The sequence below is a fragment of the Sphingobacterium kitahiroshimense genome (assembly GCF_025961315.1).
GTDB lineage: Bacteria > Bacteroidota > Bacteroidia > Sphingobacteriales > Sphingobacteriaceae > Sphingobacterium > Sphingobacterium anhuiense.
In genome coordinates this window covers 3,843,378-3,863,188 of record NZ_JAOQNK010000001.1, presented here as the reverse complement: position 1 = coordinate 3,863,188, position 19,811 = coordinate 3,843,378, and the positions used below count along the sequence as shown (strand labels likewise).

The 19,811-nt window shown below is 32.7% G+C and carries 17 protein-coding genes; all 17 read right to left on the bottom strand.

Annotated elements, in window-relative coordinates:
• Positions 1-62: 62 nt before the first annotated feature.
• The 17 genes from M2265_RS17145 to M2265_RS17065 all read right to left on the bottom strand — a co-directional run bounded on the left by M2265_RS17145 (position 63) and on the right by M2265_RS17065 (position 19,796).
• On the bottom strand, positions 63-491 hold the full coding sequence (locus M2265_RS17145; RefSeq protein ID WP_165905881.1) for a WxcM-like domain-containing protein: 429 nt from the start codon (positions 489-491) through the stop codon (positions 63-65).
• A 1-nt stretch (position 492) separates the two neighbouring features.
• A complete protein-coding gene (locus tag M2265_RS17140) occupies positions 493-1,449 on the bottom strand; it encodes an MraY family glycosyltransferase (RefSeq protein ID WP_132769794.1) in 957 nt (318 codons plus the stop codon).
• Between the two features lie 145 nt (positions 1,450-1,594).
• Complete coding sequence (locus M2265_RS17135; protein ID WP_132769796.1) at positions 1,595-3,994, bottom strand: GumC family protein; 2,400 nt, start codon at positions 3,992-3,994, stop codon at positions 1,595-1,597.
• An 8-nt stretch (positions 3,995-4,002) separates the two neighbouring features.
• A complete protein-coding gene (locus M2265_RS17130) occupies positions 4,003-4,785 on the bottom strand; it encodes a polysaccharide biosynthesis/export family protein (protein ID WP_132769798.1) in 783 nt (260 codons plus the stop codon).
• 143 nt (positions 4,786-4,928) lie between these two features.
• Positions 4,929-6,875 carry a polysaccharide biosynthesis protein gene (locus M2265_RS17125; protein ID WP_243655407.1) on the bottom strand — a complete coding sequence of 649 codons (1,947 nt, stop codon included), beginning with the start codon at positions 6,873-6,875 and terminating at the stop codon, positions 4,929-4,931.
• A 7-nt stretch (positions 6,876-6,882) separates the two neighbouring features.
• A complete protein-coding gene (locus M2265_RS17120) occupies positions 6,883-7,773 on the bottom strand; it encodes an aldose 1-epimerase family protein (RefSeq protein WP_165905882.1) in 891 nt (296 codons plus the stop codon).
• Between the two features lie 90 nt (positions 7,774-7,863).
• Entirely contained in the window at positions 7,864-8,760 is an 897-nt protein-coding gene (locus M2265_RS17115; protein WP_132769802.1) for an NAD-dependent epimerase/dehydratase family protein, read from the bottom strand.
• Between the two features lie 45 nt (positions 8,761-8,805).
• The gene (locus tag M2265_RS17110) at positions 8,806-10,128 is read right to left on the bottom strand and encodes a right-handed parallel beta-helix repeat-containing protein (RefSeq protein WP_132769804.1); all 1,323 of its coding nucleotides are present in this window, start codon (positions 10,126-10,128) and stop codon (positions 8,806-8,808) included.
• A gap of 127 nt (positions 10,129-10,255) precedes the next feature.
• A complete protein-coding gene (locus tag M2265_RS17105; protein WP_132769806.1) occupies positions 10,256-11,401 on the bottom strand; it encodes a glycosyltransferase family 4 protein in 1,146 nt (381 codons plus the stop codon).
• Positions 11,398-12,606, bottom strand: a complete 1,209-nt coding sequence (locus M2265_RS17100) for a glycosyltransferase (RefSeq protein ID WP_132769808.1) — start codon at positions 12,604-12,606, stop codon at positions 11,398-11,400. The genes M2265_RS17105 and M2265_RS17100 overlap by 4 nt, the downstream gene beginning before the upstream one ends.
• Entirely contained in the window at positions 12,607-13,173 is a 567-nt protein-coding gene (locus tag M2265_RS17095; protein WP_132769810.1) for an acyltransferase, read from the bottom strand.
• 11 nt (positions 13,174-13,184) lie between these two features.
• Complete coding sequence (locus M2265_RS17090) at positions 13,185-14,414, bottom strand: hypothetical protein (protein WP_132769812.1); 1,230 nt, start codon at positions 14,412-14,414, stop codon at positions 13,185-13,187.
• The gene (locus M2265_RS17085) at positions 14,393-15,463 is read right to left on the bottom strand and encodes a glycosyltransferase (RefSeq protein ID WP_132769814.1); all 1,071 of its coding nucleotides are present in this window, start codon (positions 15,461-15,463) and stop codon (positions 14,393-14,395) included. Before M2265_RS17085 ends, M2265_RS17090 begins: the two co-directional genes overlap by 22 nt.
• Positions 15,444-16,628, bottom strand: a complete 1,185-nt coding sequence (locus M2265_RS17080; protein WP_132769815.1) for a hypothetical protein — start codon at positions 16,626-16,628, stop codon at positions 15,444-15,446. The genes M2265_RS17085 and M2265_RS17080 overlap by 20 nt, the downstream gene beginning before the upstream one ends.
• Complete coding sequence (locus M2265_RS17075; protein ID WP_132769817.1) at positions 16,606-17,736, bottom strand: polysaccharide pyruvyl transferase family protein; 1,131 nt, start codon at positions 17,734-17,736, stop codon at positions 16,606-16,608. The genes M2265_RS17080 and M2265_RS17075 overlap by 23 nt, the downstream gene beginning before the upstream one ends.
• A gap of 19 nt (positions 17,737-17,755) precedes the next feature.
• Complete coding sequence (locus M2265_RS17070; protein ID WP_132769819.1) at positions 17,756-18,781, bottom strand: NAD-dependent epimerase; 1,026 nt, start codon at positions 18,779-18,781, stop codon at positions 17,756-17,758.
• Between the two features lie 4 nt (positions 18,782-18,785).
• Positions 18,786-19,796 carry a mannose-1-phosphate guanylyltransferase gene (locus M2265_RS17065; protein ID WP_132769821.1) on the bottom strand — a complete coding sequence of 337 codons (1,011 nt, stop codon included), beginning with the start codon at positions 19,794-19,796 and terminating at the stop codon, positions 18,786-18,788.
• Positions 19,797-19,811: the final 15 nt, after the last annotated feature.

The following is a 19,811-nucleotide window of genomic DNA, read 5'->3' as shown; positions in this document are numbered from 1 at the left end:
AACTAACTAACTAACTAACTAACTAACTAACTAACTAACTAACTAACTAACTAACTAACTAACTAACAGTCTAACCTTCCTACAAAATATTCCAAGGGCCAAGTGTGGTCATCTAATGGCGCATGCTCAATTCCATGATCGGCAAATACCAGTAACTCACTGTCGGGCTGTAGGGCACGAAAAGCAGTACCATATCCTTTAGGCACGTGCAAAACTTGCATGGCAGTAGCTGCTAATTTTATTCTCTCAACAGGAAGATCATGTGCAGGCTTGTCCCAGCTATCGATTTGAATCAGATCAACTTCAAAAGCACCAGCGACGACATAGAACCAGCGCTGTTCGATGCGATGGGCACGCCAACCTCGAACCAGTTCAACATCGGCATTTTTGATCATATAAAACCGCTTTACCAGAGACATATCAAAGTCATTAACAAAACGAATCTGTCCACGTTGATCCTGGGCTATTCCTCCTTGTATAGTTTGTATCATATTAATGAACATATTTTTTGATGATGTAAGTTTTTAATATCAGATAAATGGCGCTCAACCCCACTAATAAACTCACTGCAAATATAATTTGAACCATTGCTTCCTGATCCGAAAATTGGATTACTAATAATCCGATTAGTAACTGGATCAATCCATAACAGAAAGAAATCACCAATTTATTCACCTTAGCTTCATTCCCTAAAAATTGATACAGATGCGATCGATGGGCTTCAAAGATATTTTCTTTACGCAATAAGCGACGTACGATTGTCCAGACGGCATCAATACCATATACTGACAAAAATAAGATATAGATCAAATTTCCGGTTTGGATAATTAAAGCACCAAGTGCAAATAACAGAACAAAAGCAATCGCAACCGCCCCCACATCTCCTGCAAAACATTTTGCTTTGTTTCGGAAATTAAAAAATGCAAAGACCAATACACCAAGTAACGTATACGAAAGTAAATCTTGTTGGATAAAATTGAGCTGATGATTGACAATCATTAATAGCGCCCCGACAGCCAAGCTATAGCAAGCGGTAATGCCATTTATGCCGTCCATAAAATTATAGGCATTGATAACACCGACGACAATAATAAAAGTAATCAGCAGATAGTACCAGGGCATACTGAAGAGGTCCAATTGATAGGTCATCAATAGGACAGAACTAAAATGAATAACCAAACGAATTTTGTTGGACAATGTAAATACATCGTCCAAAAAAGAGACTGCAGTCATTAACGTTAGACCCAAGAAAAAGTAAGGATATTGAAAACCTGACAGGATAAAGTAGATGAATGCACCAAAATAAAAAATGATGCCACCACCACGCAAAGTCACTGTACTATGCGATGAGCGCTCATTTGGTTTATCAATAATATTAAAACGGTCGGCGACTTTAAAATAAAGAAGCTCCAGAACAAATAATATGATAAGGACAATTAAATAATTCATTGTTATAAGCAGTAGGTTAATATCGGCAGTCCGTGTTATGCTGAACGATATATCAATGTAAAAATAGCGTTAATATCCATTGATGGATCTAAAAAAATTGGCGCAATTCTACAAAGAAATGCGCCAATTGATATTGAATTATAATTTATTTCTTTTTAAACTTGCTCTGTAAATCATACCACAATTTACTTAAGCCTGTTTTCTTTTCACCTTTGTCGCCATAACCATAACCGTAACCATAGCCATAACCGTAACCACGAGCAAAGTCAACATCATTGACAACAGCCGCTAAGTTTTTCAATTTACCATCGACATACAATTCACGTGGCACTTGAAGCAAGCGTTTATCCAAGAAATTGACACGCGATACATATAAAGTAAGATCTGCATTATGTGCAATCAATAGCGTATCGGTTACCAAACTCACAGGAGCTGTATCGACCAATATATAATCATAATGTTCACGAGCGTATTTGATCACATCATCAAAATGACCATTCATCAATAACTCTGCTGGATTAGGAGCAATATACCCTGAATACACCACATCAAAATCATAATTACCAGGTTTTTTGATAATGATATTATCCACATCCATCTCAGGATTGATCAAAAACTGGGTAATACCGACATTGGTATGCTGTAAATGGGATAGTCCTAGGTAATCCAATACTTTTGGACTCCGGATATCTGCACCAATTAGTAAGACACGTTGGTCAGACATGGATAAGATCTGCGCCAGATTGGTCGTTACGAAAGACTTTCCTTCACCCGATATGGTTGAGGTCACAAATACCACTTTCGACTTATCCTTTTTATCAGCACCGAACATAAAGTTCATGTTGGTACGCAAAATCCGAAAAGCTTCTGCCAGCGATGAGCGATCGTTCTGATGGATAATGGTATCCTCAGCAGATGGGATCTCACCCAGTACAGGCGCTTTGACGATATCTTCAATATCCTTGCGCGAATGGATCTTATTATCCAATAAAAATTTCAGATAAAGAATAATGAAAGGAATTAGAAAACCGAACATTAATGCTCCTAATAAAATAATCATTTTTCGAGGAGCAACAGGTATTCCATTGCCATAAGCTGCATCAATAATTTTTAAGTTATCCGGTGTAGCTGCCGCTCTGACCTCAGATTCTTCCCTTTTTTGCAATAAAAGCAAATACAGGGATTCGACAATCTGTTGCTGACGCGAAATCTTCTTAAAGCCCTGCTCCTGATTCGGGATTGAACTGATACGTCCTTTTATTTCATTCGATTTACGTTCAATACTATTCAAGGCCAATTTCGTCACCTGTTGATAGTTCTCCAGCGAGCGACGGATATTGTTTTTATTATCGGCGATATTCTCATTTAAGGCAATTACAGCAGGGTTCATATCCGATGCCGATTTCAATAAATCGTCGCGTTCCATTACTAATTTATTGTAAGCTGCTATCGCAGTTCCTATTGAAGCATCTTGCAAGCCAATATTGGAGGGTAATAATTTTCCTTCGGTTTCCCCTTTGAGGTAATCATTCATATGATCCACCAACTGCAGTTGTGTCCGGTACTCCAGTACTTTCTTGTCATTATCAGAAGCATTATTTAAAAACACACCTGCTTCAGCTTGCATATCGACCATGGCATTGTTCGATTTAAAATCGGCCACTTGCTCATCTGCTCCTGAAAGATCTTTAGAAATTAACACCAATCGATTGTTGATAAAATCGGAGGTTGCTTTGGTCATCCGCATTTTATCATACGTCAAATCTTGATTATAAATCTCAATTAATGAATTCAATATTAATGCTGCTTTCTTACTTGAACTAGATACCATTCCGAAATTAACAATATACGATTGCATTTCTTTATTTGGCATAATAGTAATCGCTCCCAAAATCATGTCAATTGCCCAATCTTTAGGAATAACAGAAATTTCATAATCTGTACTCAATTCAATTTTGTGCGCTGGGTTTCTTTTAAAAAGAACACTATAATTACCAATTTTTATTTGTTGATCGAAAACACCCACCTTTTTCTCTCCAGAACTCAAATCAGTCAGCTGTAATTGACTATCATTCACGACAGTAACTCTTATCTTCAATAATATTGAATCTTGGGTACCCAAAGTTTGTACCACAAAAGGCATATCTCTTTCTAACTGCTCCGATGATCTAATATTACCCTTCGAAGAATAAATAACATTTAGATTATGTTGATCAACAACCTTACGCATTAATCTACGTGAGGTCAGCACTTCAATTTGATCCGTTACAAATGCAGAGCGGCCTCCACCACCTAAACCCATACTACTGGTCAATTCTGCTATACCAGCCAATTCTCCTGCAGAAGCACTACGTTCATCTCTTAATAAAATCTTAGCTGTAGTATTGTAGGTCTTTTGCGCATATCGTAAATATACCACAGCAATACCAACGCTTAATATCACAGCTAGCACAAACCACTTCCAATAGAAAGCATATTGCTCAAATATCTGTCTAAGATTGAATTCTTCTTCTTTGTTTTCTTTATTTTGTATCGGTTGTTCCATGGATGATTCTATCGTGTCAATACTGAAATTACGGTAATAATAAGACCTGCAATTGAAATAATAATATTTGTATTTGCGCCTAATTTAGAGTTATTGATCTGAGCCTTATTTGGTTCTACATAGATCACATCATTCTGTGCTAAGTAATAATAAGGAGAGTTTAAGGTATTTTGCTTAGTGAGATCTAAACGATGCATCGTTTTTTGTCCATCCACTTCACGTATTAATAATACATTTTCTCGTACACCTCTAATAGTCAGATCTCCAGCCATACTCAATGCTTCCAAAACTGTTATCCGCTCTGTAGGTAAAGTAAATGACCCTGGTTTACTAACTTCCCCTAGTACAGATACTCTAAAGTTGTTATAATTGATATTGACTCCAGGATCCTTAATGTACTGGCTCAATTCGGTCCTAATTTTTTCAATTGCCTCAATACGCGTTAAGCCTGTTACCTTTACCTTTCCCAACATTGGCAAGGTAATATCGCCATTTTCATCTACTGTATAAGTAGGACGTAAAGCCATATCAACAGCCTGTGTCATATTACTGGTAGTCATTGTACTAACAGGATTAAATGGCGCCGTTACTTTAGGATCGGCTGCGGTCACCACAATCGTCAGGATATCATTCTTTTGGATACGGGGTACATGTTGATTATATAGGGTATTGATCTGGGTGGAATCCTGTTGCAGATACACCATATTCTTACGGGATCCGCAAGAACTAAATATTACTAACATTAATGCAAACATTGCTAATGCAAGACTGTGCTTTAAACTAAATCGCATACTCTATTTTATTATTAAGATTGGTTCCATAACTTTAATCACAAAAATATATTTTTTTTCCATACTATTAACAGTAATACTGAATTAATCCTGATTTTTAAATGACATCACGTCACTAACAACAATTATGCCTCAAACTTAGGCTATGTAAAATCTAACTTTTCAAAAACCGAATTTTGAGATTTAAACTCCGGTACAATTTCCTTAATCAAGGAAACCATTTTCATATGATTAATGGAATTATCACCCGATTGAACGATAAAACATAACTCATCGATTTTCTTCTTCTTTTCATCAATATCGACATTATTGACTTGAGCAATCATAATCTTTTCATGATGTGTCTTCATTGTATTTTCATCATTTGCCAGCAATTCTTCGTAAATCTTTTCTCCAGGACGTAATCCTACGATTTTAATATCGATGTCATCGGGGTAGGATAAACCTTTGAGACTAATCATCTTCTTTGCCAGATCCATAATCTTAACCGATACTCCCATATCAAAAACAAATATCTCACCACCATTCCCCATCACTCCAGCCTCTTGAACAAGTTGACAAGCTTCTGGTATGGTCATAAAATAACGTGTTATATCTGGATGTGTAATGGTAATTGGACCTCCTTGATCAATCTGCTTTTCAAATAAGGGTATTACTGAGCCATTCGACCCCAGTACATTTCCAAAACGAGTCACGATAAAATTAGTCTTAGAATGCTTGTTAATGGCTGATATAGCAATTTCAGCCACCCTTTTAGTAGCTCCCATCACATTCGTTGGGTTGACAGCCTTGTCTGTAGAAACCATCACAAATTTCTCAACCTGGTAAGTATCTGCCAATTTCGCAACTTGATAAGAACCACACACATTCGTTAGAATCGCTTCATAAGGATTAGCTTCCATCAAAGGTACATGCTTATAAGCCGCTGCATGAAAAACAAAATGAGGATGAATGCGTTCAAAGATATTTTTTATAAATCCATGATCCCGCACATTTCCAACGACAAATTCAAAACGATCGAAATTATCCAAGCTCTTAAGCTCCTGCTGTAGATCGTAAAGTGCCGATTCGGCTTGATCCAGTATAAGCAAGGACTTACAGTCTGTTCTAGCAATTTGTCTAACCAGTTCCGAACCTATAGAACCTGCCCCACCTGTAATCAAGACTACTTTATTAGCTAGAGCATTAGCAATAACTGGATTGTTGAGCTCAATGGGATTACGTCCCAATAGATCGCCTATTTTTAGGGTACGAATCTGCCGGGTTGCTACCGCCCCTTCCATCATTTTAACAGAGTTAGGCATCACCTTTAGTTTTAAAGGAAGCTGTTCGGCCACTTCAGAAATCTTTGCCAATCGCTCGGGAGAAGAGTTATCGATAGCAATAACCAATTCTTGTGCTCCGCCGATCCGCTCCAAAAGATCCATATTTAAGTCACTCAAAGATCTGACACGTATTCCTTGGATATAACGACCTATACGGGTTACATTATCATCTATAATAGCCACTACTTTGTAACGATTGCGCGATCCCAGTTGTAGTAAATTAAAAGCGTTATGCCCCATGTTACCTGCACCAAAGAGGATAATAGGTATCATATTCTGCCGGTTATTCCAAAAAAAGGAATGATATACCGTTTTATATAATAACCGCACGGAAATCAGTGCGCATCCAGTAAGCAGGGCATGAAAGAGCAATTGGGTTTGCGAGAAATGAATTTCCCATTTATTACCAAAATTATTTACAAATGCTTTTCCGAGGAATAACTCCCAGAAGTAAGAAAATAAGATCGAAATCAAAAAAGCGGTACCGATACAGTTACCCATTAGTTTTAAATCTCTTAGACCAGTTCGTCTAACAATACTTTGATAGGGTTTAAAAAGAATAAAAATCAAAAGATAGACCAGGGATATGATTAAAGACTCTAACAATAAACTAGAGAATGATATCGGCCCACGATACTTGAATATAACAATATAGGTAAATATAAAACTACACCACATCAATAAAAAGTCGATTAGCAACACTAACCAACGGGGGCCATGCTTTCTTAACATATTTGTCCAGTGGTATTCTTCTTGACTTTCCATCACAAATTTATATTGTCGAATTTAAGAAATTTTGATTTATTGTTCGTACACTCCATTTCGCAGACCACTTGGACAATGAAGACAATTTTATAATTCCTTCCTTTTCATGAAAATCTTGATTATGTTTTTCATCATCTGGAAGACCAGCCCACGGCTCTAGACATATAAAGAGTGCTTCTGGAGCAGACCATAGACCTAAATAAGGAAATCCCTCAAAAGAAAAAAGTATACCATTTCCTGAAGATCTTTCTTTTAAATAGATTTCTTTTGACTGTACTTCTTTTAGTACCCAAGCATCTTGATCGAACATTTTATTGTCCAAAAATAACCTCTTAGCGTCTAATTCAATTTGATCAGATTCTATTGATAATAAACCACCATTCAAATAAAAACGATTTAAGGAATGATCCAATGGAAATTCAATATAATTTTCATTTAAGCATTGAGAATATTCAGGCAAATTAAAAGCAGGATGCCCACCTACCGAGAATAACAGATCTATATTGCTATCATTGATAACACAATAAGTTACCATACATTCATTTTCGTACAATTCATAAGTGACTGCTAGTGTAAAGTCAAAAGGATAGATTTTCTTTGTCGCGTCATTAGATTTTAATTCAAAAGTTAAACTATTATCTGACTTTTCTACTAGGCCAAATAGAAGATCTCTAGCAAAACCATGACGATTAAGATAATAAGATTGTTTATCATAATGATAACAATTCTCTTTTAATTGTCCAATAATGGGAAACAATATTGGACTCGATTTTGCCCAAAATCTATTATCACCTTGCCAAATACATTCGAAATCAACCCTCTTATCAATGAGAGATTTTAGCTCTGCTCCCATTTCAGATACTTCTATCTTTAAAAAACTATTTTCGATTTTATGCATCTTATATAAAGACATTAATACTCTTATAATTTCATAAGTTTGTAAAACTAAATTTTTCCCCTTTACACCATCAATCTACTCTATCAGCAATTATTGAAAAGATCGAATTGTTTTAATTAATCCCTCCTTGGCCGAGGTAGGTAATTTCTCAATTCCCAAAGCTTTTTTAATTTTCGAATTAGAGACTACGTACGATTCGGTTAATTTCTTCAAACGTTCTGAGTTTAAAGGCAATGGAAGTATATCTCCGATTTTAACTACCGTTTTAATAAATGAAGACGATATAGACCACAATCTTGGTTTCTGTCCAAGTGTCATCGAGATTAATTGAACCACATCATTGGTCGACAGTGCATCATCATCTGCAAAGTTATATACACCAGACGATAGATCCTTTTTTGCAATCATGGTTTCAATCAAATAACTCAAATTATCAATACTCAAGAAGGAACGTTCATTATGAAATGCTGCTAAAGGCCAAGGGATACCCTTTTCTACGACTTTATAAAGAAGATTGAGATTTCCTTTATTACCAGGTCCATGTATCATACAAGGTCTAATAATAAAAAGACGCTTTCCTTCAGGAAGAGTTTGCTTGAGCAAATACTCCTCGGCTTCAAATTTAGACTTGCCGTATGGAGTCAATGGCTTAGCATCAATATCTTCAAATAAAACACCATCAACCGTATCAGCGACTGCTTTTACAGAAGAGAAATAGAAAAAGTCTTTAATATTAGATTTTAAAAAAACATCAAATAACTGAATAGTTAAATCACGATTTACTTTAAAATATACAGAATCATTTGATGCATTTGCAGTATCATGCGCTTTTCCTGCAAGATGAATGATAACGTCAATATCAATATTAAAATTATCTGTCCAATTTTGATTACGTAGTGAAACTGGTGTTAAGCAATGACTATTTTTTAAATATTTAGTAAGATTTTGCCCTACAAATCCCGTTGCTCCTGTAATAGTTATCTTCATTTTTTTAAAATATTCGATATTTTATTTATCCTAATTGTAATTAAATTAAAAATCATTTCGAGCAACGGATAAACTCCTTGTTGATTTCAAATTGTCTTTAATTAATAAGTTGGTTTTTTTTATTATACCACCTTTAAACTGCAAATTCTTCACATCAACATTAATTACTTTACCTCCTGACTCAACAAAAAAACCGCACTTAACTCCCTTTGTTTCACTAATAACTTCACAATTTATAAATTGCGAATTTCCTAGATATTTTTCTTTACGATTTCTAACATTGTAAATAGAAAACCCAGAGTTATTAACTTCATTAGAATTAATACTATTTTTTGAACTATTTTTTGAGATGCAACTATCATATATTTTTTTTGCACCTAAACCAGAGCTTGAGAGCTCTGTAAAACCAGAATTAGCAGAATTTTCAGCAATACATTTAATAAAGCGAACTTCTCCAGAAGAAGTGGGTGAAAAATACATAGAGGTGAAACCATTATAGTTATTAAGGGCTCTACAATTTTCAAAAGTAATATCAACACTTTGGCTTTTATTGTTTAGACGACTTAAAGTAACTAAAAATCCTCTTCGCTCATTTCCTTGAGCCAAACAGTTTTTAAAATGAATATTTTTTAAAACAGAATTACTACTATTAGGCTCTATATCAACGCCTGAGCACGGAGCACTTCCCCTACTATATGAAAATTCAGAGTTTTCTGCTTTAAAACTCGATACACTTGTAATACTAAGCCCTTGTCGTCTGTTATACTTTGATTTACAATTTATGATATTAATATTTTGTGAATAATTGCTTCTAGTTTTGTACGCACCTACATAGATACCATCACCTCCAGAATTTTCAGCTAAAATATTTTTTAGAGTTATATTTGATGCACCATTTATCATAAACAAATGATTAAATTCACTTTTATAAAATTTTCTTTCCATAAAGAATTTAGCCCCATTTCCATTAAAAACTACATTTTTTGAATTTTCAAACCGAAATAATACTTCAAAATTCTCTATATCTTGCTTCAAATTATTTTTAGCTTTAAAAACAACTTCTTTGTGACATATAATTTCTAAATTGCTTGGTACTATCAATTGGCCACTAAGGTAAAAGCTACCCTTTTGTTTTGGGATATACAATGTTTTCCCCACAGACTTATTTAATGCCTCTTGTATCTTTTTTGTTTCGTCCCCACCGTTTCCTAAAACACCAAATGTACGAATGTCAATTGTATCAATAGATTTCTTTTGTTTACCGATATATTTTTGTAAATCAGGACCATTCTCTCTTCTATTTTCTAATGCATTATTTTTCAGTGAAGCACCAAAAATTATCAATAATATCAAACTGAATTTTAACATGCTATATAATAATTAATAAATAATGTGTTCGTAAATGATTTTACTTTAATCTTACCTTTTATTATAGATAAGATTACTTATACTATAACAAAAAACAAATTATACTGTTTGTATATCCTTGCTTGATCTACTTCTTTAAATAGGTCTCCAACAATTTATTATACACTACGTTTTCAGAAAACTCGTTTTCATATATTTTTCGACTTACTGAACCTAAATTATTCAGATCTCTTTTAGATAATATTTCTATCGCAGCTGTTAATGCACTTTGGTCCATAGGTTGAACTAAAATACCGTTTTCATTATCTTTAACAAGATGATTACAACCTGGCATATCTGTTGTTAATATCGGTTTTCCTATGGCCATTGCTTCAAGAAGAAAGCGCGGCGTACCCTCCCTATAATATGTAGGCAGGACAGCTATATCAGATATATTGATCAATTGATCAATATCATTTCTCTTTCCTAAAAATATAACGCCATCTACATCACTAAATTTCTCAATATCTTCTTTAGTGAAGGAATCAGGATTATTAAAATCTAACCACCCTGCTATTAGTAAATTAACTTTATTATTTATATGATTCAAATTGTGAACCCTTACAGCTTCGACTAAATAAGAAAGTCCTTTTTGCTTTAATAAACGAGAAACAAATATTAAAGTTATGCCCTCCGTCATACCATAGGTATTCTTCAATTCATCTATAAGCTCAATATTTTTAGGTAATCCAAGTCTAAACCTATCTTCATTTACAGCACTCCCTTTAACAACCAAAAATTCTTGAAGATTTCCAAGTTCTATCTTATCCTCATTATTCTGCAAAATTAATTGTGCATTAAAAATTCGACTGTTTAAATTATAAGCACTTTTTATTATAAATCTAATAACATTGTACTTAAAGGATGATTTTGTGAAAGCAACACCTAGTCCAGTAATATGATTTATAATCTTACTTTTTCTTGAAGCAAAATAAGCTATCGGGCTTCCTATTATATTCGGTTGCATACGATAAAAATGGATAATATCAAATTTTTCTTTTTTAAATATTTCTCCTAATTTACTGCCATAAGCAAACATTGTCTTCACATCTCTGCTTCGAATGTTAACTTTAATACTTATCGTTTCAATACCAGCTCCTACTATTTTATCAGCATAACCGTCATCAGGAACAACTGCAACTACATGATGCCCGTTATCTTTAAGAAATTGAGCATATCTTAATCTTGCACCAAAAAAATCTGATCCAAAATTTTCTACTAAAGCGATTTTCATCTATTACTAATTTCAGATTCTTTAATTAATTTGACCTGATCAACTATTCGTTGAAAGAAATCTTTCCTTATACTTTCTAATCTAGACTGAACATAATCTTTAGATTTCTTAAAATTACTATTGGACATAGAAACTCTGACTTCTAAATCTGTAAGGACGTAAATTAAGTCTTGCAATAATTTACGATAGTCACCTGGATGATGTAAATATTTATCCGCAATTAATTCTGGAATTCCTGCTACACTAGATGCCAAAACAGGACAGGCTCTACTCATTGCTTCAATTACCGATCTAGGTAACCCTTCTTGTTTTGAAGGATGAATATAAAGGTCTAAACCATCGAGAAATTGAAAAATTTCGGAGCCAGCTTTTAATCGACCGACAATCTTACATTCCTCATTCAAATTAAATTTCTCAATTAACGAAAGGATATAATCCTGAACTCCTCCGCCAACTAAATAAAATTCAAATTTCAATTCAGGCATTTTTACTTTCAATTCATGAAGCGCACGCATAGCAACATCAAAGCCCTTATACTTTACATTTAAATTCCCTATAATGCCAATTTTTATTATGCGTTCATCCTCACTTCTTTTCAAAAAATTAATATGGCTTAATTTAGTTTCTTCTAATATTTCCGGAATTTGCACATTGGAAGCCGATATTACTATATTAGATTGAGTAGGATATCTATTTTGAAGAAAAAATTCAGTTACGTACGTAACAGCAAAACTCTCCTTAACAACTTTCCTCATTTGAAAGTATCTGATGGGGGCTTGTAATTTAATTAAAAACGTTCCGTAGTTCCATGTACTATCCCAAGCACAGCCAACTACCTCACTTACAAATGGGACTTTTAACTCCTTGCATAAAAGATACGCAAAATAACCTATTGTTGATGGTAATCTAATAATTACAAAATCGACTTTTTGAATATAAAATCGAAGTTTAGCTTCAATTTCTTTCCGAAATCTATAATAATCTAATCCACCTTTTACTTTATAAAGCAAATCAAACTCAACATTAGGTCTAGAAGACTTTACAAGACCTTCTTTGTGATCATCTACATTCCCCCTTGAAACAACAAATAATTGATCGACACTGGCAAGATAACGATCCCATGCCACTACTGGCAATCCACCGGGACTATAAAAGTCATTACTCTTTTTATAGAAAATATGATCATGTACAAATAATGCTTTCATCTATATTTTTTTAATTAACTTGGCAGGTACTCCGCCAACAAGTGAATTACTTTCCACAATTCTATTTACTACAGCGCCTGCAGCAATAATCGAGCGACTATGTATTCTAACACCATCTAGAATCCTAACTCCACAACCAATCCATACGTCATCGTAAATAATAATACCGATTACCGTAAGTGGATTATATTTTATAGGAACACTATAATCACTCCATGTATGATTTGCTGCTACAAGTGACGAAGCATGAGCGATGGAAACATTATTTCCTATCTTCACTTCACCATCACAATCTACAACACAGTTTTCGTGAATACTAACATTATTTCCACAAGAAAAATTCTGCCAATTTTTAATAATAGTATTAGCACCAACCGATAGATTATCTCCAACTTCCTTAGCATTTGCTTTCAGTATAGAATATCTTATTCCCTTCGCTAAAAGGCCATTGAAAGGCATAATTATAGACCAAAAAATTTCACAAATAACTTTTGGTAAAATTTTAAAGAATAAAATTAATATCGTAAAAATGGGTTTCAGCGCTTTAAATTTGTCTCTTCCTTTCATTTCTAAATATTTTACAGTACTATCATCAATTGCAATAGCAGATAAATTGTTATGAGTATAAAATTTAATGAACTTTTCTTAAATGAAAAAACTAATAGCATATATATAAATGGCAATAATATAATTTTATGTCTAAATTGAAGACTAATAGTGGAAAGCACTAAAATTGATACACTGACAAAAGTTAATAATTTTTGAAATGATAAATTTGAAACATTAGATTTGAGATTTTTAAAAAAAACAGGCATTAAAATAATCATCATTACTGCTTCTAAAATTGAAAAAACATTTCTTATAATAAATGTATCCTCATAAAAAAATCTAAACTTTAAAAAAGGACTCGTTAAAAAGAAGATATAACTAACCAAAATATTTAAAGGAAAGGGAAGCTTCATGATTTTATAGAAGATAGACTCATCCTCAAATTTCCCTAAGAAACTATCTACATATCCATCTCTAGTTACACCTTCACTTAAATCTACTCCTTCAATTTGTTTTAAAAAAATAGCTGCGATTGGTAACAGAATTAATAACAAAGCTATACTCCTTGACCAAAAGAACTTCTTATGAAAGTTTAGCTCAATAAAAGCAAACAAAAAAGGAAATACGATAAATGAAGGACGTAAAAAAATTAGCAAACCAGCAGACAAAAACATTAAAAAGTTATATCTTTTTGTTAATAACAAGTAACAAAAAATCATAAAAAATTGAGTTGTCCACCCATCTCTAATTAAGATAAGTCCATTCATTAATAAAGTAGGACAAAGAAGCAATAAAATAAATAAGATCTTTGTCCTATAAAATTCATCAGTAAAATATATATCAAAAATTCTTTTCCCTAGTATTGGAATTAAAGTAATTCCCAAACAGTTAAAAGTTATTATTTGCAGTGGACTATAGATTGGAAAAGGATATAATATTTTTAAAAATATACTAAATTGATGAGTATGACTCAACACTCCATATGAAAGAGTATTCTTAAGTAATACAGATTCATCCTTTATTTGGGTAAAATATTTCAAATCATCAGTCCCAACTTTAAAACCACCGGTAAATCCATAAAAATCTGGAACTACCAATAAGTTAAGAAAATAATAAACGATCGATAATAAAACATAAAATAAAAATGTTTTATTAACAGATCTATAAATATTCTTAAATAATAAATATTGAATCCCACTGAGTATAATTAGTCCGTAAACAATGGAAAAACAAGTTGTTATGATATTAATTTCATCCATTTATTATTGATTTCTTGTTCAATTTGAAAATATTTACTTTCTAAGCTTTGTGATTTCAAATGATCTAAATTATCGATCATATAAAGAATACGGGACTTTATCTCATCTATATTAAATGGATTAACAAAAACAACACTCCCGTTGTAGACTATATTTGTCGCTGATATAGCCGTACAAAGCACAGGGGTATTATATTTCAGACAATCAACAGGCGGATACCCAAACCCCTCATTTAGAGAAGGGTACGCAAGAAAAAGCGCATTTTTCATTAACCATTCTAAATTACCCCTATTCAAATAATCAAAATAAACTACTTCATCTGAAAAGTCTTCATGGAAAATAGGTTTTCCTACCATTACTAACTTAATATTCTTAATTTTACCTTGTTTAATTAATTCATCATAAGCTCTTAAAAATCGATAAGAATTCTTCACCCATCTATCAGCATTTAAAAAAAGAATAAAAGGCTCATTAAAATCTAATCTCAATTCTTCAGGATGTATAGGTTTATTAAGAAATGGAGGAAGTACGGAAATTTCTCTATTAAAATTCTTTTGACTGAGAAAGATATATTTAGAATGCTCACTTGGCGTTAATAATTTAACATTCCCGACTAGTTTCTCAGTACTATTTAATAAATCTGTCGCCTTCGATTTATAATATTTATTTAAAAAAGCATTTTTAATAAAATTAACAAAATTATTAGGGAATGTATAATATTTATATGAATACTTATCATATGGCATTTCCAACATCCTCACTCCATGGACATAAAGAAATTTACATGAATAGATGAAATCATTATTATCCCCTCCGTGATACAAAGGGTTGAAATACTGAAAATCAGAGTAAGTTTCACTAATTTTTACTTGCTCTTTAAGATTCTTTATTGAATATTCTTGATAATATTCTGTTGTATTATTTAGAATAAAAAAAGAAACATTATTCATCAAGAAATAGTCAATAATCCTCAATGCAAAATCACCTCCACCATGAGCCTTAAATTTCGAAAATGAAACCGACTTAAAATCAACTATGAAACATTTCATAAATATTATACTTTTTAAAAGTTACTTTATATACAATTATTAGTAAAGATATCAACACACCAATATAAATAGAAAACCAATAAAGGCCATACGGAAGTTGAATAATATATTTAGCAAGTAATAGATTTAATATTAGAATAAAACAAATACTAACTGTGCGAACTAAATAATATTTAGTGTAATCGAGTATAACACTGTAAGACATACTCATCGAACGGACAAATCCAAGTGGTAGGAGCAGAACAAATAAATATACTACAATGTTATACTTTGGATATAAATACATAACAGCCAAAGTAATAATAAAACACAAACAAGATGATCCCAACCAAAGCTTTAGAGTTTTTCCTTGAATTTCTTTCATTATCACCTCTCCTTTAAAGAATTTACCAATAACACTACTAGTATATGAATTTGGAAGCATCAAAGTAACTTCCATTATGCGTTGCGCAAGAACAAAATTACTAATTTCATAATCTGTACCAAACTGATTTATTATAACAATATTAATCTGAGAAAATGCCATTACCGCTAATGTATTTATCAAAAAAGGTAAACCATTATATAGTAACGTTGGAGAAAATATAAATTTTACATTTCCTTTATTAATAGTAAAACATATAACAATAATAGCTATATTTCCAATAATTAGAATTTCGAATGCATACAATAAGTCTAGACCCAATATAATTAATATTGATATTAACACGGAACAGGTTAAATTTATAAAGACCTGAAACTTGTATAGAACTTTATTCTTATTTATATATTCATAATACTTAACAAATGTATTTATCCATCCTAGCGTTACACCATATACTATACAGTGTATTAAAAATGATAAATTATATATTTTTATAAATTGAAATTTATAGATTATAAGAAAAGATACTGCAGATAAAACAACAGATAAAAAATTCAAAGGTAGAACTCCCTTATCAATCATTTGCCTAACATTATATCGAGCTCCACCCCAATCAAATATTGCCCCCATTATACCACCTAAAGATAAAAAATAAGTGTATTGAACTAAATCTTCATTTCCACGAAATGTCATAAAAAAAAGAAGAATTCCAAATTTTAGGACAAGATCCGACGCTTTTGCTAGAGCCGTAAAACCAAAATTACCAGATAGTAATGATTTAAATTTCGATATCTTCAACATTTTGAATAATTTGAGCTCTTTGGTCATCATCTAGGACAAAACCATTTTTTACAAGTTCTGATACATTAGTACTTTTAATCAAATCCAAATCCAGTGCAAACATTTCACCATCCAATTGACGAAAAAGCGATCTTACTTTGTCATTATAATTCAATGCTATACACGGAACTTTAAAGGCTAGTGCCGGAATAATGCTATGCATTCTCATGCCAATAAAATAGTGAATGTTTTCATACTCTTCTTCATGGCTTAGGTCCTCATATAAAGCAAGATGAATGCTTTTCTTACTAAGATCTTGTCCCTCACTTAAAAGATTATTTTTTACAAACTCCTCATCCATTTTTGTGGTATGAAACCATACAACTTTATTGAAATCCTTACTTGCAGTCTCTAAAAAAATTTTAAGATCTAAAATATTGACTTCTTTTCCAACTTGCTTTCCTAAATACTCACAAATATTTAAACCAATAACGGATGAATCTTCATGATTAGATATGCTAATCAAATCATTATTCAACTTATTCTTATTTCTTTTCAGGAGATCATAAAATGCAATATCGTAAGAACGTGATATTTTTACATCAGGATAGCTATTTTTAACATTTATAAAAGATTCATAATCTCTACTTATAATGTGGCTGAATGAATTAAAGAAAATTTTCGCGACTGTAGCTCTAAATCCTTTATATTCAAGTATTGGTTCATTAATTCCAACAAATAAACCCACTAATTTGATCTTATAATTTCTTAAAAACAATAACAATAAAAATACAGAAAAGACAAAATTCTTTCTAGGATTGAACAAATCACGAAAGAAAATAGTTCCAGCTGTAAAAGCTAAATAGTCAATATTTTTCAGTGATTTGATAACCTTAGTATTAAAAAACCTGTAACCGTAGGTTCTTCTCATATTAATATCAATATAGTTCACTTTCAAAATTCCTGAATAATTAGTCAGTAACTTTTCAGTATTTACAGGACTAGCAGAAGGAATATATACTTCAGTAAAAGATTTTTCTTCTAGGTAGGATAACAATGATGTTAAGACAATAGAATCTCCATAATTACCTCCAGAAAAAGATCCCATTAACATGATCGATTTTTTCATCAATACTTATTAACTAAAATTAATTTTTATAATTTATAAACCAGTTTACAAATCGCTGAACTCCCACATCAACTGTTGTAGAACTTTCATATCCTAGACTTTCTAAATATTTAGTATCTGCCCAAGTACGTGGTACATCGCCTGGCTGCATAGGTAGCATATCTTTCTCTGCTACCTGACCTAAGTGCTTCTCCAAAGTTCCGATAAATTCCATTAAAGAAACCGGAGATCCATTGCCAATATTCAACACCTGATAATTTGGTTGTTCTTTTTCTAATTTTGGTGGATTATTTAATGTGATAATAATCCCACTTACAATATCATCGACATAGGTAAAGTCACGACTCATCTCTCCATTATTGAACACTTTAATGGAACGCCCTTCAGTAATAGCCGACGCAAATAAGATGGGCGCCATATCTGGTCGTCCCCAAGGTCCATAAACCGTAAAGAAACGAAGACCTGAAGTCGGGATCTGATATAAATGGCTATACGTATGTGCCATCAACTCATTTGCTTTCTTAGTCGCCGCATATAGACTTACGGGATAATCTACACGATCATCTTCGGAAAATGGCACTTTTGCATTTTCACCATAAACAGAAGAGCTGGAAGCATAGACCAAATGCTGGATCTTATGATGACGGCAGCATTCCAAAATATTTACAAAACCGACGACATTGCTATCTACATAAGCCATTGGATTCTCCAAACTGTAACGCACTCCTGCCTGTGCAGCTAAATTGACTACGGCATCAAACCCTTCATTGGCAAAAAGCGCCGGCAGTGATGTACGATCTTCTAAATTCATGCGAATAAAATGAAAATTCGAATATGTGCTGGAAATTACCTTTTCACCAAATTTCTCGGCTGATGAGCGCACTATACCGAGCTCATTTAAACGGGCATATTTTAAGTTGATATCGTAATAGTCATTGATATTATCAATACCAACAACTTCGACTCCCTGATCAAGTAAGGCTTTACATAAGTAAAAGCCGATAAATCCTGCGGCTCCGGTTACAAGTACTTTTTTATACTGCATATAGTTAGTCTAATAATTTAGATTGATGCTTTTCAAGCATATTATAGATTTTTTTTACGTCTTGCGATTTCTCTTTTTGAACAATTAAAAATGCATCTTTTGTAGAAATAAAAATTGCTCTTTTCAAACCAACAAAGCCGGTAAAAACATCTGTACCAATAACAATGTTTCCATACTCATCTTTGGGATAACCATTTGAAATAAAATAATCATATAAAGACTCAAAAGAGCCTAAGTCAGACCATTCAAAAGTAGTAGGAACCACACGGATCTTTTTTGACCGTTCCATAACGGCATAATCAACAGAAATCGACGGAATATTTAAGGATAAAGATTCATCTAAAAATCCTTCATTTGCAGATGTCCAAGCCAATAATGCTTTTTCATAGACAAGTGGTTCATAATTTTTTAATTCTTCTAAAAAAACTGAAGCTTGGAAACAAAACATTCCCGAATTCCACAAGAAATTTCCCCTTTCAATAAAATCTTCTGCTGTATCTTGATTTGGCTTTTCACGAAAAGATTTTACTGCATCTTCTACGTATTCAATATATCCGTAACCTGTCTCTGGACGAGTGGGCCTAATCCCAAAAGTCACAATATAACCATCTTTTGCCTTTTGAATGCCATTTTCCATAGCATCCTTATATCCTTCTTCACCTGAAATCATGTGATCGGAAGGCGTTACAATAAGTATATCACTTGGATCAACACTAAATGCTGCAAAAGCTATAGCAGCTGCTGTGTTACGAGGAGTTGCCTCAACGATATTTTTATAAGGTAAACCACAAGCTACCATGGCTTTATGGCTTAAATGTGTATTATCTTTATTTCCAACCACAATAATCTGATCAGCAATTTGCTGATTTCTTTGAACTGTCATTTCAAACAAAGATTGTCCGTCAAATAAACCTAAGTACTGCTTTGGACTATGCTTTCGAGATAATGGCCACAACCTACTTCCAATACCCCCAGATAAAACAACATGAATTATATTTTCCTTATTCTTGTCCATTAAACTATTACTGCT

Coding starts and splice junctions, on each gene's coding strand:
- M2265_RS17085 (WP_132769814.1), bottom strand. CDS start 15,463: ATGAAATGTTTCATAGTTGATTTTAAGTCGGTTTCATTTTCGAAATTT.
- M2265_RS17065 (WP_132769821.1), bottom strand. CDS start 19,796: ATGGACAAGAATAAGGAAAATATAATTCATGTTGTTTTATCTGGGGGT.
- M2265_RS17080 (WP_132769815.1), bottom strand. CDS start 16,628: ATGTTGAAGATATCGAAATTTAAATCATTACTATCTGGTAATTTTGGT.
- M2265_RS17135 (WP_132769796.1), bottom strand. CDS start 3,994: ATGGAACAACCGATACAAAATAAAGAAAACAAAGAAGAAGAATTCAAT.
- M2265_RS17120 (WP_165905882.1), bottom strand. CDS start 7,773: ATGCATAAAATCGAAAATAGTTTTTTAAAGATAGAAGTATCTGAAATG.
- M2265_RS17100 (WP_132769808.1), bottom strand. CDS start 12,606: ATGAAAGCATTATTTGTACATGATCATATTTTCTATAAAAAGAGTAAT.
- M2265_RS17090 (WP_132769812.1), bottom strand. CDS start 14,414: ATGGATGAAATTAATATCATAACAACTTGTTTTTCCATTGTTTACGGA.
- M2265_RS17110 (WP_132769804.1), bottom strand. CDS start 10,128: ATGTTAAAATTCAGTTTGATATTATTGATAATTTTTGGTGCTTCACTG.
- M2265_RS17145 (WP_165905881.1), bottom strand. CDS start 491: ATGATACAAACTATACAAGGAGGAATAGCCCAGGATCAACGTGGACAG.
- M2265_RS17105 (WP_132769806.1), bottom strand. CDS start 11,401: ATGAAAATCGCTTTAGTAGAAAATTTTGGATCAGATTTTTTTGGTGCA.
- M2265_RS17125 (WP_243655407.1), bottom strand. CDS start 6,875: ATGGAAAGTCAAGAAGAATACCACTGGACAAATATGTTAAGAAAGCAT.
- M2265_RS17095 (WP_132769810.1), bottom strand. CDS start 13,173: ATGAAAGGAAGAGACAAATTTAAAGCGCTGAAACCCATTTTTACGATA.
- M2265_RS17130 (WP_132769798.1), bottom strand. CDS start 4,785: ATGCGATTTAGTTTAAAGCACAGTCTTGCATTAGCAATGTTTGCATTA.
- M2265_RS17115 (WP_132769802.1), bottom strand. CDS start 8,760: ATGAAGATAACTATTACAGGAGCAACGGGATTTGTAGGGCAAAATCTT.
- M2265_RS17075 (WP_132769817.1), bottom strand. CDS start 17,736: ATGAAAAAATCGATCATGTTAATGGGATCTTTTTCTGGAGGTAATTAT.
- M2265_RS17140 (WP_132769794.1), bottom strand. CDS start 1,449: ATGAATTATTTAATTGTCCTTATCATATTATTTGTTCTGGAGCTTCTT.
- M2265_RS17070 (WP_132769819.1), bottom strand. CDS start 18,781: ATGCAGTATAAAAAAGTACTTGTAACCGGAGCCGCAGGATTTATCGGC.